Raw genomic sequence first — 14,107 nt, forward strand, 5'->3', positions numbered from 1 at the left:
CGGGGCGCGCACAGCAGGCCTATAACAAGAGACATGACAGTTCTTCGCGCAATCCGGAAGTACCCGGTGGTGGCGGCAACCGTCGTCGTCGGCTTGGCAGTTTTTGCGCTGCTCGGAGCCGATCTGGACACCGCCGCCGCCTGGCTGGCCTCAACTTACGCCGTGCTTATCGCGGCTGGAGCCGGCGTCCGCATGATCCGGGACATTATGCACGGCCACTGGGGCCTGGACATCCTGGCGGTGGTGGCCATCCTCTCCACCGTGGCGGTGGGCGAATACGTCGCCTCGCTGATCATCGTGCTCATGCTCTCCGGCGGCGAAGCCCTGGAAGACTACGCGGCGGGACGGGCACGCGGAGAACTGGATGCCCTGCTTTCCCGGGCGCCGCAGGCAGCGCACCGCTTGCCGCCCAACTCCCAAACACCCGCGGATATCGCCGCAGACGAGGTGGTTCCGGGTGACGTTCTCCTGGTCAAACCCGCCGAGCTGGTTCCCGTGGACGGCGTCCTGCTCAGCCCGGAAGGCAGCTTTGACGAATCCTCGCTGACCGGAGAACCGCTGCCGGTGACCATCTCCGAGGGACAAACAGTGATGAGCGGCTCGGTCAACGGATCGCAGGCTGTGCTGATCCGGGCAACGGCGGCAACGGCGGACAGCCAATACCAGCGCATCGTCGCCCTGGTGCGCGAGGCCGCGGAATCCAAAGCGCCGGTGGTCCGGCTGGCGGACCGTTTTGCCGTCCCGTTCACTGTCTTTTCCCTGCTCCTTGCCGGCGTTGCCTGGTGGGTGAGCGGGGAGCCGGTCCGTTTCGCCGAGGTGCTGGTGCTGGCCACTCCGTGCCCCCTGCTGATCGCTGCACCGGTGGCCTTCATGGGCGGCATGAGCCGGGCCGCCAAGGACGGCATCATCGTCAAGGGCGGAGCAACCCTGCAGCAGCTGGCCGGAGCCCGCAGCATTGCCTTCGACAAGACCGGCACGCTGACCTACGGCAAACCCGAGCTGACAGCCATTCAGCCCGCTTCCTCCTTCACCGCCGAGGACGTGCTGCGGCTGGCGGCCTCCGCTGAACAGTATTCATCCCATGTGCTGGCCGCTGCCGTGCAGAATGCCGCCCAGGAACGCGGGCTGCAGCTGAGCCCGGCCACCACCGCTTCCGAAGTTGCGACCAACGGCGTGCGGGCGATTGTGGACGGCCGCACCGTTCTCGTGGGCAAGCGCCGCTTCGTTGAGGCTGAGGCTCCGGACACCGGAGACGGCGCTGAAGCGCCGGCCGGAGCGCCCGGAGCCGGTCAGCTCAGGGTGTACGTGGCCGTGGACGGACACTTCGCCGGCACCCTGCTGCTCAGTGACACGCCGCGGCGGAACGCAAAAGCCACTTTGGAGCGGCTCGCCCGGCTCGGCTTGGAACCGCCCGTCATGCTCACCGGGGACGGCCCTGCTTCGGCGGAAAGCACCGCTGCGGCCTTGGGAATCCAGCAGGTCCACGCGGAGCTCCTGCCCGAAGACAAGGTCCGGCTGGTCGCAGCGATGCCCTCGCGTCCGGTGATCATGGTGGGCGACGGTGTCAATGACGCGCCGGTGCTGGCTGCGGCCGACGTCGGCATTGCCATGGGCGCACGCGGTTCAACCGCCGCGGGAGAATCAGCCGACGCGGTGATCGCAACGGACGACATTTCCAAGGTGTCAGACGCCGTCATCATTGGCCGGCGGACGATGCGGATTGCACTGGGCAGCATCTGGCTGGGCATCTCCCTCAGCGTCGGGCTGATGGTGGCGGCGGCCTTCGGGTTCATCCCCGCCGTGGCCGGCGCTCTGATCCAGGAGCTCGTGGACCTGGCCGCCATCCTCAACGCCCTGCGAGCCCTGGGCGGCGGATCCGCCTCGGAGAAGCTGCAGCCCGGGGCCAGGGCGCTCCCGCAGCCGCGCGACTCTGTAACGCGGCCGGCTCAGAACTGAAGTCTGCGAAACAGTCCTCCGGCCGCGGGCCCGCTTCCGGAGACAACAGCAGGGATAATGGTCTTTCGTCCGCCGCACTTGCCGCGGACGGTCGGAGGCAGCACAGCGAGGGGACGTTCATGACACTGATCGACAATGGAGTGTATGTGGACGGAAAGCGCCAGCACACGCCGGACAGTCTGGATGAGACCTTCGAGCTGACCCGCACTTCAGGCGGCATGGCGTGGATCGGCTTGTACCGCCCCGATGACATTGAGCTGCTGGCCGTGGCCGAGGAGTTTGGCCTGAACCTGCTGACCGTGGAGGACGCGCTGGCGGGCCACCAGCGGGCCAAGCTGGAGCACTACGACACCACGCTGTTCACGGTCCTGCGTCCGGCCCGGTACCTGGACGACGTCGAACGCGTCGAGTTCGGTGAACTGCACCTGTTTGTCGGGCCGAACTTCGTGGTGACGGTCCGGCACGCCGAGTCCCCGGATCTGGGCCGTGTCCGCAAACGCCTGGAACAGGAACCGGAGCTGCTGGCCCTTGGCCCCCACGCTGTGCTGTACGCCGTCCTGGACCAGGTGGTGGACGAATACGCACCGGTGGCAGCCGGGCTGGAGAACGACATCGACGAGATCGAGGACCAGCTTTTCGGCGGCGACGCTGAAGTGTCCCGGCGCATCTATGAACTCTCCCGCGAAGTCATCCAGTTCCAGCGCGCCATCGCACCGCTCGAAGCCATGGTGGGCACCCTGCGGAGCAACACCGGAGAGTTTGGCATCCCGGATCAGCTGCAGGACAACCTGGGCGACGTCCTGGACCATGTCCTGCGCCTGATCGACCGGGTCAACGCCTACCGCGCGCTGCTGGAGAACGCGCTGAACCTCTCCTCCACCCTGGCATCGAACCGGCTGGCAGAAACCTCCATTGCGCAGAACGAGCAGGTCAAACGCATCTCCTCCTGGGCTGCCATCCTGTTCGCCCCAACCCTCATTGGCGCCATCTACGGCATGAACTTCGAAAACATGCCCGAACTGTCCTGGGAATGGGGATACCCGTTGGCCCTGGGCGCGATGGTGGTCATGGCGGCAGCTCTGTATCTGACCTTCAAACGGAACAAGTGGCTGTGAGCCGCCGGGCGCGCGGCGCAATCCTGCTTGCAGCCGCTCTGGGGGCCGGCCTGTTGTCATCCTGCGTGGGCCCCGCCGGTTCGCCCGACTCGTCCGTTGAAGGCAGCTGGGGCAACACCGAGGATTCGAGCATGCCGTCCCTCGTGTTTGAGTCCGCCGGCCGGTTCAGCGGCACCGACGGCTGCAACACCCTGATGGGCCGCTGGGACCAGGAAGGCTCCTCGGTGGAGCTGACAGACGTCACCTCCACCTTGGTGGGCTGCATCGGCGTCGACACCTGGCTGTCCGACGCGGCCGCCGCCGAGGTTGACGGCGAAACTCTCGCACTGTTCAACAACGACGGCGACCCCATCGGCACGCTTCAGCGCTAGATGATCATTCCGCCTCAAAATGGATGATCTGGCGCAGGGCCCGGCCTTCGGCGAGATCGTCCATGGCGGCGTTGATGTCCTCCAGCGGGATTCGGGCGGAGACCAGTCTCTCCACCGGCAGCCGTCCCTGCCGCCAGAGGTCGGCAAAGATGGGCACGTCGCGGGAAGGGACCGCTGATCCCAGGTAGCTGCCGATGATGGTCCGAGCCTCAGCCACCAGCGTGAGCGGTGAAATCTGCGCCATGGCAGTCGGCGCAGGCAGCCCCACTGTGATGGTGGTGCCGCCGGGCTCGGTCAGCGCCACAGCGGTCTCAAAGGCACGGGCGTTGCCGGCGGCTTCCACCACGGTGGGTGCCGTGATGCCCAGCTCCGCCGCAGCCGCCGGCGTGTAGGCGGCCGCGGCACCCAGCGCCTGGGCCTGTCCCAGTTTTTCCTCGTTGGCGTCAATTCCAATGACCTCCGCGCCGAGGGCGCGTGCCGTGAGCAGGGCGGCCATTCCCACACCGCCCAGACCCACCACCATCAGGGTGTCCCCCGGCTTAGGTTTGGCCAGGTTGAGCACAGCCCCGCCTCCGGTGAGGACGGCGCAGCCCAGCAGTGCGGCAACTTCGGGCGGCACATCGGCAGCAACTTTGACCACCGACCGCTTGTCGACGACGGCGTGGGTGGCGAAGCCGGAAACGCCCAGGTGATGCAGCACATCTTTGCCGCCGCGGTGCAGCCGGACCTGTCCCGACAACAGGGTTCCTTTGGTGTTGGAAGCGGTTCCTTCACTGCAGGGAAGCAGCCCGTTGGACCGGCATCCGCGGCATTGCCCGCAGCGGGGCAGGAAGGTCATGACCACGCGGTCACCCGGAACCAGCTCGGTCACGGTGTCGCCGACGCTTTCCACAATGCCTGCGGCTTCATGCCCCAGGAGCATGGGCACGGGGCGCATCCGGTCGCCGTTGACCACGGACAAGTCCGAGTGGCAGATCCCGGCGCATTCGATCCGGACCCGTATTTCATCGCCGACCGGCTCATCCAGTTCCAGGTCACAGATGGTCAGCGGCCGGGAATCTGCGTAGTTGGGTGTCCTGCCGATCTCCTCGAGCACCGCTCCCCGGATCTTCACCGCTTGGTCTTGTGCACTTCGTCGACGTGCAGGTCAGCACCCCTGGTCTCTTTGACCATGGTCACTGCAGCGAACGAGATCACGCACAGCACCATGATGTAGATTCCGATTGACGGCGACCATCCGGTTTCGTTGAGCAGCATCTGCGCGATGGTGGGAGCAAAGGCGCCGCCGAGGATTGCACCCAGCGCATAGCCGATGGACACCCCGGAGTACCGGACCCGGGCGGGGAACATCTCAGCGTAAAGAGCCGACTGCGGCCCGTAGGACAGACCCAGTCCGATGGTCAGCACAAAGATGGCCACGGCAAACAGGACGATGTTGGCGGTGTCGATAAGCAGGAACATGGGAACGGCCCAGAGGAACACCCAGGCGTAACCGATCTGGAAGGTCCGGATCCGGCCGATCCGGTCCGAGAGAATCCCGCCGTACATGGTGAAAATCAGCCATCCGAAGGAGCCCAAAGTGGTGGCCAGCAGCACTGAGGGGCGGTGCATCCCCAGCCCGCCGGCGTCGGCCTTGCCTGTGGCATAGGAGGCGAAAAACGCGATGACCAGGTAGCCGGCGGCGTTGTTGGCGATGAAGATCAGGGCGCTGAGGACCACTTCGCGGGTGTTGTGCTTGAACAGCTGGGCCAGCGGTGCGGAGGATTCCTTTTTGCGTTCCTGGATTTCCAGGAAGACCGGGCTTTCATCAACGGAGCGGCGGATGAAGTAGCCCACCCCGATCAGCACCACGGAGAACAGGAACGGGATGCGCCAGCCCCAGGACAGGAACTGGTCTTCTGTGAGGCTGGTGCTGAGCACGTACATGACGAACGTTGCCAGGATCATTCCAATCGGCACGCCGATCTGCGGATAGGCGCCGAAGAGGCCGCGCTTGTTCACCGGCGCGTGTTCCACCGACAGCAGGGCCGCACCGCCCCACTCGCCGCCGGCTGAGAAGCCCTGCAGGATGCGCAGGAGCACCAGCAGAATGGGAGCGGCGACGCCGATTTGGGCGTAGGTGGGAACGATGCCGATCAGGGCCGTCGAAGCGCCCATCATCAGTAGGGTGAAAACCAGCATTTTCTTGCGGCCGAGCTTGTCGCCCAGGTGGCCGGCGACTACGGCGCCCAGCGGACGGAAAAGGAAGCTGATGCCGATGGTGGCAAAGGACACCACCTGCCCCAGCGGCCCCTCGCTCACCGGGCCGAAATAAAGCGTGGCCAGAACCAGCCCGGCGGCCTGGGCATAAATGAAGAAGTCGTACCATTCGATGGTGGTGCCCACCAGGGTTCCCGCAAGTACCTTGCGTTCCTCTCTGGTCATCTTGCCGTCGGCGGGGGCTCCCGCGATGCTGCTGCTCATGAAAACTCCATTGTTCACTCAAGGGGGTGGGAATAACTGAAAGAACGTTCGGTAGTGTGCCTGCGGATAAGATACCGGAAATGTGACCCAAAGCACAGACCTGTCCGGAGTCTGGTTTGAGTTAGATTCACGGCCCGGTTGAGGCCCGGCTTGAGGGCTGGTTTAAGGGCTGGTTTGAGGCCCGGCTCGGGTCAGAAATGCCGCGGCGTTCCGCGCCGGACCGTCCTGCGGAGCTGCCGCAGGGAATGCCCGGCAGTGAAGAGCCGCTTCCCGGCGTAGGGCACTCCGCCCCGCAGCCTCCACCCCAGCGCCAGCCAGATGCTGACGGCACGCTCACCCACCCACAGCGGAGCCCACAGGGCAGCATCCGCCGCGAACACCCGTCCTCCGTCCGCGCGGCGCCGGCCCATCTCGGCCGTAATAATGGTGGCGCCCGCAAACAGCACCAGACGCACCGGCTTCCGCAGGAGCGTCAGCAGCAGCGGCAGCAGTGCGGCCTCAACGGCCAGGCGTCCCGGCTGGGCAAAGTCGTCATAGGCCTGCCGCACCCGCTGGCCCCGGAAATGACGGGCTGAACAACAGATCCGGGCGACAAAGAGGTCATCGGCGCGGATCTCACGGCCGCCTGCGGCCCGGATGGTGCGGAGGAGCTCGAGGTTCTCGAAGAGGACATCGCCGCTGTAACCGCCGGCGGCCTGGAGTGTTGATCTGCGGACGGCCAGCGTCCCGGGATAGTCGGACCCAAAGGCCCGGTTGATCAACGTTCGGGCAGTGTCCCACCGTGCGTGCCAGGGCCTTAAGTCCTCGAAATAATTCTGGGGCCGGACAACATCGGCATCTGCGAGCAGCGAGACGACACGCTTCAGGGATTCCCGGGTGTACCGCACATCGTCGTCGGCAATCACGAGGTATTCAGACCCGCTCAGCTGTACGCCGGTCAGCACACCCTCGACTTTTCCGTTCGCGCAGCCCAGCGGATGAGGGTGGCATTGCCGCACGGCTGCTGGAAAAACCTGCGCATGCAGCGCGAATTGCGCGTCCGGGGAACCGTCAACCACCAGTACACAGATCCACTGACTCAGCTCTTCCAGATACTTGCAGAGCGAGGAAAGGTCTCCGCCGTCGTTCCATTTAAGCGGCAGGATGTATGCCGCCTCTGCCAATCCGGGCCCGGCCAACACCCGAATCACCCCCTTGTTGAGCCGGTCATTATTGCGCCGGCGCCCGGGACTGCCGCTGAACCTGCGGCAGTCCCGGGCCCCGGGCGTTTCCGCTATTCCTTGTTCAGTTTGTCCTGCACCGCCCCCGCAGTCTTCTCGACGATATTGGGAAGATCGGTGGTGCCGTAGTAGCGGGCATCCACCCGGGTGGGCGGCGGCATGGGCGCCGTCGTCGTGGGTCCATCGTGGTAGGTGAATTCGCCGTGTCCGTCCGGAGTGGGGCCGGACGCCCAGCTGCCCTCGGAGGCAGCCTTGCCATCGGAGAAGTTCAGGTACTGGTAGGAAACCTCGCGGTGCTCCTTTTTCAACGGGAAGTTGCTGGGAACGGGCAGCTGCTCCATTCCGCTTGCCTGGAGCTCCAGGGCGGCAGTGGTCCACTGGTTCTGATGCATGGTGTCACGGGCCAGCAGGAAGGAGAGCAGGTCCCGCACGCCGTGGTCATCGGTCATATGGTAAAGCCGGGCAACAGCGAGCCTGCCCTGCATTTCGGCGTTGGCGTTGGCGGTGAAGTCGGCCAACAGGTTACCGCTGGCAGTGATGTAGCTGCCCTGCCAGGGATTGCCGTTGGAATCCACCGGACGCGCACCGGCGCCGGCCACGATGGCATGCTGCACATCCATGCCTCCAACCACAGCCGCCACTGTTGGGTCATTCTGGACGGCGTCTTCCGTGATTCCCAGCGGCGCCTTCTCCAGCAACTGAGCAATCATGACGGCCAGCATCTCCACGTGACCCATTTCCTCGGCGCCAATTCCGAAGAGCAGGTCACGGTATTTGCCGGGAATGTGCGTGTTCCAGGCTTGGAATTCATACTGCAGTGCAACCGTGATTTCGCCGTACTGGCCGCCGAGCACTTCCTGAAGCTTGCGGGCGTAGACGGCATCCGGCTGATCCGGCGTGGACTTGAACTGGAGTTCCTGCTTGTGGAAAAACATAGATACCTCCGGGAGGGGTTGGAGCACCCGCTTCCGCGCCGTCGTAGGGGCCGGCGAGCCGGTGCGCGTTTGCCCAAACTAGCCCGGGGACACGTTCCAATGGAAGAGTAATCAGCCTACTTATCAATCCCGCACCCGGCGGTGATGACGTGGTGTCCCGATGCAGAGGAAGCCATCACCTCAGCGGAACGCGGGAATCCCGGTAATGTGCTGGCCCAGGATCAGCAGATGGACCTCGTCTGTGCCTTCGTACGTGCGCACTGATTCCAGGTTGTTCGCGTGCCGCAGGGGTGAATAATCCAGAGTGATGCCGTTGCCGCCCAGGATGGTGCGCGCCTCCCTGCAGATGGCGATCGCTTCCCGGCAATTGTTGAGCTTGCCGGCCGAAATCTGATGCTTTTGCAGCCGGCCGGCGTCCTTCAACCGGCCGATCTGCAGGGCCAGAAGCGTTCCCTTGTTAATTTCCAGCGCCATGTTCACCAGCTTCTCCTGGGTGAGCTGATAGCCGGCCAGCGGCTTGTCAAACTGCAGACGCTCCCGGGCATAGCCCAGCGCCGCCTCGTAACTGTCCCGGGCTGCGCCCATGGCTCCCCAAATAATCCCGTAGCGCGCTTCGTTGAGACACTCGAACGGCCCGCGCAGGCCCTTGGCCTTGGGCAGCACGGCGCTGCCGGGCAGCCGCACATCGGTGAGTTCGACGTCGCACTGGATGGACGCACGCATCGAGAGTTTCTGCACAATGGGCGTGGCCTTGAAGCCGGGGGTGTCAGTGGGCACCACGAAGCCGCGGACGCCGTCGTCGGTCATTGTCCAGATCACTGCCACCTGTGCCACTGATGCCAGCCCGATCCACCGCTTGGACCCGTTGATGACCCAGTCATCCCCGTCCCGGCGGGCGTAGGTGAGCATGTTGCCCGGATCGGATCCGGCGGTAGGTTCCGTCAGCCCAAAGCAGCCGATGGCGGTTCCGGCGGCCATCCGGGGCAGCCACTCGTTTTTCTGCTCCTCGGAACCGTGCTTGTGGATTGCGCTCATGGCCAGGGACCCCTGGACGGAAACAAAGGTTCGCAGCCCCGAGTCCCCTGCTTCGAGTTCCAGGGCCGCCAAGCCGTATTCGACGGCGCTCCGTCCGGGGCAGCCGTACCCCTCCAGATGCATGCCGAGCAGCCCCAGCCCGGCCATCTGCGGAACGATTTCAAGCGGAAAGTAAGCGGTGTCGTACCAGCGGGCAATGTGAGGCTTGATCTCGGTGTCCACGAAAGTGCGCACGCGGTCGCGGAGGGCCAGTTCCTCGGTGCTCAGGAGGGAATCAATGTCCAGAAGATCGGTGCTGTCCGTCATGGTCTTCACTTTCGGTAGGGGCGGCGGCCGGGGCGTCGGTCACGGGTACTCCCGCACTGGATATGCGCTCACCTGGCAAAGCCTAGCCGCTGCGGCGGGGACACCCCGTCACAGCGTGCAGCATGAAGGACTCCGGCCTGCCGCGGCCGGTCCGCCGGAAGGAGTCGCTAGACTACCCGGATGCCTCATGATGATCAGCCCCGGGATGCCGAAAACCAACCCTCCCCGAAAGACGAAGCCACCGACGACTTCGTGGAGCGCAGCCACACCCTGCCCTCCGGACTTCGCTACACCACCACCGCCGGACGCATGGTGCTGCGGCGGGAGGAAACCAAGGACGGGAAGACGGACGGCTTCCGGCCCAAGGCGGAGATTTTCCTGGTCGCCTACACCGCTGATCCTGCCGGCACGGCCGAGTCAGCGGGCACCGATTCCCAGGCCGCCGACTCACAGGCATCTGTCCCGCCGGCCAACCGCCGGCCGGTGGTGTTCGCATTCAACGGCGGCCCCGGTTCATCGTCGGTGTGGCTGCACATGGGCCTGCTGGGACCGCGGATGGTGGACTCCGGGGATGTTGGCGCACTGACCCCTCCCCCGTTTGGCTTGGTGGACAACCCGGAAACGATCCTGCAGCACGCAGACCTCGTGATGATCGATCCGGTCAACACCGGGTTTTCCCGGGTGGTGGACGGCAACGAGGCCGGAGAGTTCCACGGCTTCGAAGAGGACCGGGACCTGGTGGCGGAGGTGATCCGGCTTTGGACCACCCGCAACAACCGCTGGCTGAGTCCGAAGTATCTGGTGGGCGAGTCCTACGGCACCCTCCGCGCTGTCGCCGTCGCCGGCCGGCTCTTCGACGCCTACGGCATGGCGGTCAACGGACTCGGCCTGATTTCCACCGTCCTGAACATGGCCACATTGGACTTTGCGCCGGGCCGCGACACCCCGTACGCGCTTCACCTGCCCACCTACGCGGCCATCGCCCACTTCCACGGGCGGCACGGGAACCGGCAGCTGACTGACGTGGTGCGCGAAGCCGAGGACTTCGCCGGACGCGAATTCGGCTACGCCCTCACCCGGGGTTCCCGGCTGAGCGCGGAAGAGTTCGACGACGTCGTCCGCCGGCTGGCCGAAATCACCACCCTGGACGAGGGTTTTATCCGGCGCACCAACCTGCGCTGGGACTACGCCCAGTTCTCCGCCGAGCTGCTGCGGGACGAGAATCTGGTGGTGGGGCGGATCGACGGCCGGTTCACGGCACCTCCTGCGAACCAGCAGGATTCCATCAACTGGGATGATCCCAGCCTGAGCGCCATCAACGGACCGTATTCGGCGGCCGTCAACCACTATGTCCGGGCCGAGCTGGGCTACGAAAATGACCTGCCGTATGAAATCCTCACCGGCCGGGTCCAGCCGTGGAGCTACAAGAGCTTCGAGGGGGTTCCCGTGGACGTCACCGGCACGCTCGAACGGCTTCTGGCCCACAACGCCCACCTGCGCGTGCACGTGGACTACGGCTACCACGACGGCGCCACGCCTCACTTCGCGGCCGAATACGTCTGGGCGCACATGCGGCTGAATGACGCGGCGCGGGCCCGGTTCACGCACCATTATCACGAGGCCGGACACATGATGTATCTGAAGCCGGAGTGCCGGACCGACCAGCTCGCCGCCCTGGCGGAGTTTGTCAGCGCGGGCTAGCTCGACGGCGGGTTAGCTGGTCAGCGGCTGGCGAAATGCCACCAGATCCCGCCCACGAACACGGTTCCCGCAGCAAAGGCCAGCCCCAGCTCCACCAGGATGCCCAGGCCCATCGCTTTCAGCGCGGCATAGCTGGCCGACCATGCCGCGGCGAGGCTTCGGCGGCGAAGAAACTCGCTGAGCAGCAGCCCCACCACAAAGCCCACGATGAGCCCCACCACGGGGATGAGGAACATCCCTACAACGCCCACCACCACTCCGGCCAGCACCGAGGTGTTGGGGACCTGACGCTGCTTCAAGCGTCTCCCGGTCAGCACCGCACTGGAAAGCAACCCTGCCAGCGCCAGCACCGCACCCACCCCGAAGGCCCACCAGGCGGCGGCACTTTGCATTCCCAGCGCCCAGCCCAGGAGCGCGGCAATGATAAGGATGCTGCCCGGCAGGACCGGAATGACGATTCCGGTCAGACCCACGGCAATGGCTAGCGCAGCAATGACGGTAATGACGATATCGGGGTCCATTCCCCCAGTGTTTCATTGGCCGTCCTGCCCCGATTGCACACCTCCCGCTGCGTGTTTCCCTCCGGTATGGGATTCTGCTCCGGTTTGGGAAAATCCGTCCGGTCCGCAGTGGCAGGAATTTCCCAAACCGGTCGATTTTTCCCTGACCGGAGTTTAATCAGCCAAGGCAGCTCGCCGGCAGGTGGAGAAAATAGTAAGGATGCTTATAAACTGGCTCCGACAGTCCGATTACTCGATGGCAACAGGAGACACTTATGAGCACCGAACCAGGCAACAACGGCCGGGCCGGAGCCGACGGCTCCGGCGACTTCGGAAATTCCACGGGTCCGGACGGCGGACGCCTCCGCGACCGGTCGGACCGGATGGCTTCGGCCGACGAAACCCAGGTCCTGCCCACAGGCAACGGATCCGACGCACCCACATCGCCGGCAACCGGGGCAACCGGGGCGACCGCCGCCGGGACCTCTGCAACAGGAACCTCGGCGGACACTTCCGCCAACAGCACCGACGACGGCGGGCGCACCCGGGCGATGCCGCTGAGCCACACCAAGGATCCCAACGCGGATTATGACGACGACTCCGACTATCGCCCCGAGGACAACAGAAGGCACACAGGCAACGACGCCGGCAACACGGGCACCGCCCGCACCGCTGACGCCGGGGTTGGACTGCCCGGCAAGGCCAACCGCGAGGCGCTGCTGGCAATGGAAAAGGAACGCTTTGGCGGCATGAAGTTCGGAGCAGCCTTCTTTGGCTGGCTGACCGCCACCGGAATGGTGGTGCTCCTGTCCGCACTGGCTGCGGCCATTGGCGCCGCCGTCGACTTCAACACCGACAATGACCTGGGCCAGTCCCTGGACCAGGCGATGGCCAACCAGAGTGCCGGCATCATCGGCACGATCATCCTGCTGCTGGTCCTGCTGCTGGCCTACTTCGCCGGCGGGTACGTGGCAGGACGGATGGCACGCTTCAACGGCCTCAAGCAGGGTCTGGCCGTTTGGCTGTGGGCACTGATCGCCGGAGTCATTGTGGTGGTACTGGGACTCATCTTCGGTGACGATATCCGCAGCATCACCCAGCTCAACACGGTGGCGCCGCTGCCCGAGGACCTTGACGGCGCCACCGCGGCAGCCTGGATCGGTGTGGCGGCAACCCTGGCGGCAACGCTGATCGGTGCACTGCTCGGCGGCCTGGCCGGCATGCGCTATCACCGCCGGATTGACCGCGCCGACTACAGCGACACGGACGTCCGCGCCTGATCTGTTCTGACTTTCCGGAGCAGACGAAAGAACCGGCCCGCACCTCGAAGGTGCGGGCCGGTTCTCTTTAGGTATTTACGCGATGCGCCTGCCCGCTACGGGGTGGGCATGCCGCCGTTGACGTTCAGGGTTTCACCGATGACATAGCTCGATTCCGGCGACGCCAGGAAGACGTAGGCCGGGGCAAGCTCGGTGGGCTGTCCGGCGCGGCCAAGCGCGGTGTCCTTGCCGAACTCCGGCAGGGCTTCCTTGGGCTGGCCGTCGGACACCTGCAGCGGCGTCCAGAACGGACCCGGAGCCACGGCGTTGACGCGGATTCCCTTGGGTGCCAGCTGCATCGACAATCCCTTGGTGAAGTTATTGATGGCCGCCTTGGTGCTGGCGTAATCCAGCAGGAACGGCGAGGGGCTGTAGGCCTGAATGGAGGTGGTGTTGATGATGCTCGATCCGGCCGGCAGGTGCGGCAGAGCAGCCTTGGTGATGCGGAAGAACGCGTAGATGTTGGTCTTGAACGTGTCATCCAGCTGCTCGTCGGAGAGTTCTTCAAGATTTTCCACGGCAACCTGCTTGCCTGCGTTGTTGACCAGGATGTCCAGGCCGCCGAGGGCCTCCACGGCATCCGCCACCAGCTGCTTGCAGTAAGCCGCGTCGCGCACATCGCCGGGAAGGGCCACGGCCTTGCGGCCGGCATCCTCAACGAGGCGCACAATTTCCCGGGCGTCTTCCTCTTCTTCGGGCAGGTAGGCCAGTGCGACGTCGGCGCCTTCACGTGCGTACGCAATGGCAACGGCAGCACCAATACCGGAGTCGGCGCCGGTGATCAGGGCCTTACGGCCTTCCAACCGGCCGGTGCCGCGGTAGGAATCCTCGCCGCGGTCCGTTTTGGGTTCCAGGGTCGCGTCCAGGCCGGGCTCTGGCTGGTCCTGCTTCGGCGGCGTGATGGTCGGGAAGCGGTCGACGGGGTTCTGGAAGGTGTACTGGTCGTTCGTGTTGCCGTTGGTCATAGAGTTTCCCACTTTCGGTAGGTCATTCTGCATGCGGTACGCCTGTTGCGGGCGGACTTTCACCGCCCCAACATGAAGCGTAAGTATGCTTACTACCCTAGACCCATGAGCCTGCGGGGCTCAAGTTTGAGGCCGCCGCGCACGTGGGACGGTGGCGCGGGGCGGTCAGAAAAGCATGCCGAGGAAACCGACGCTGAGGCTGCCTACCAGCGCAATAATGA

12 protein-coding genes are annotated in these 14,107 nt (G+C 65.1%); 5 read left to right on the top strand and 7 right to left on the bottom strand.

What is annotated here, in order from left to right; all coding sequences use genetic code 11:
• Positions 1-33: 33 nt before the first annotated feature.
• The 3 genes from MUG94_RS16170 (at position 34) to MUG94_RS16180 (ending at position 3,442) form a co-directional block, all read left to right on the top strand.
• Positions 34-1,956, top strand: coding sequence for a heavy metal translocating P-type ATPase (locus tag MUG94_RS16170; protein WP_227907147.1), 1,923 nt, complete (start codon positions 34-36; stop codon positions 1,954-1,956).
• A gap of 119 nt (positions 1,957-2,075) precedes the next feature.
• On the top strand, positions 2,076-3,071 hold the full coding sequence (gene corA / locus MUG94_RS16175) for a magnesium/cobalt transporter CorA (RefSeq protein WP_227890743.1): 996 nt from the start codon (positions 2,076-2,078) through the stop codon (positions 3,069-3,071).
• The gene (locus MUG94_RS16180; RefSeq protein ID WP_227907148.1) at positions 3,062-3,442 is read left to right on the top strand and encodes an META domain-containing protein; all 381 of its coding nucleotides are present in this window, start codon (positions 3,062-3,064) and stop codon (positions 3,440-3,442) included. The genes corA and MUG94_RS16180 overlap by 10 nt, the downstream gene beginning before the upstream one ends.
• Positions 3,443-3,446: 4 nt before the next feature.
• Here the strand turns inward: MUG94_RS16180 and MUG94_RS16185 are convergent, their stop codons facing one another.
• From MUG94_RS16185 to MUG94_RS16205, 5 genes are all read right to left on the bottom strand, one after another.
• Complete coding sequence (locus MUG94_RS16185) at positions 3,447-4,556, bottom strand: alcohol dehydrogenase catalytic domain-containing protein (RefSeq protein ID WP_227907149.1); 1,110 nt, start codon at positions 4,554-4,556, stop codon at positions 3,447-3,449.
• The gene (locus MUG94_RS16190) at positions 4,553-5,905 is read right to left on the bottom strand and encodes an MFS transporter (protein ID WP_227907150.1); all 1,353 of its coding nucleotides are present in this window, start codon (positions 5,903-5,905) and stop codon (positions 4,553-4,555) included. Before MUG94_RS16190 ends, MUG94_RS16185 begins: the two co-directional genes overlap by 4 nt.
• Positions 5,906-6,096: 191 nt before the next feature.
• Entirely contained in the window at positions 6,097-7,086 is a 990-nt protein-coding gene (locus MUG94_RS16195) for a glycosyltransferase family 2 protein (protein ID WP_227907151.1), read from the bottom strand.
• Between the two features lie 92 nt (positions 7,087-7,178).
• Positions 7,179-8,060 (bottom strand): manganese catalase, encoded by an 882-nt coding sequence (locus MUG94_RS16200; protein ID WP_227890748.1) that lies wholly within the window; start codon positions 8,058-8,060, stop codon positions 7,179-7,181.
• 180 nt (positions 8,061-8,240) lie between these two features.
• Entirely contained in the window at positions 8,241-9,401 is a 1,161-nt protein-coding gene (locus MUG94_RS16205; RefSeq protein ID WP_227907152.1) for an acyl-CoA dehydrogenase family protein, read from the bottom strand.
• Positions 9,402-9,581: 180 nt separating this feature from the next.
• Here MUG94_RS16205 and MUG94_RS16210 point away from each other — a divergent pair, with 180 nt between their 5' ends.
• Positions 9,582-11,102 carry a S10 family peptidase gene (locus MUG94_RS16210; RefSeq protein ID WP_227907153.1) on the top strand — a complete coding sequence of 507 codons (1,521 nt, stop codon included), beginning with the start codon at positions 9,582-9,584 and terminating at the stop codon, positions 11,100-11,102.
• Positions 11,103-11,122: 20 nt separating this feature from the next.
• Here MUG94_RS16210 and MUG94_RS16215 read toward each other — a convergent pair whose 3' ends face one another.
• Positions 11,123-11,623: a DUF456 domain-containing protein gene (locus MUG94_RS16215; protein WP_227890751.1), complete on the bottom strand. Its 501-nt coding sequence runs from the start codon at positions 11,621-11,623 to the stop codon at positions 11,123-11,125.
• Positions 11,624-11,877: 254 nt separating this feature from the next.
• Between MUG94_RS16215 and MUG94_RS16220 the strand changes: the two genes are divergently transcribed.
• Positions 11,878-12,882, top strand: a complete 1,005-nt coding sequence (locus tag MUG94_RS16220; RefSeq protein ID WP_227907154.1) for a YrzE family protein — start codon at positions 11,878-11,880, stop codon at positions 12,880-12,882.
• 95 nt (positions 12,883-12,977) lie between these two features.
• Here MUG94_RS16220 and MUG94_RS16225 read toward each other — a convergent pair whose 3' ends face one another.
• The gene (locus tag MUG94_RS16225; RefSeq protein ID WP_227907155.1) at positions 12,978-13,886 is read right to left on the bottom strand and encodes an SDR family oxidoreductase; all 909 of its coding nucleotides are present in this window, start codon (positions 13,884-13,886) and stop codon (positions 12,978-12,980) included.
• Between the last annotated feature and the right edge of the window lie 221 nt (positions 13,887-14,107).

Origin of the sequence: Arthrobacter gengyunqii (assembly GCF_023022985.1) — a bacterium.
Taxonomy (GTDB): Bacteria; Actinomycetota; Actinomycetes; order Actinomycetales; family Micrococcaceae; genus Arthrobacter_B; species Arthrobacter_B gengyunqii.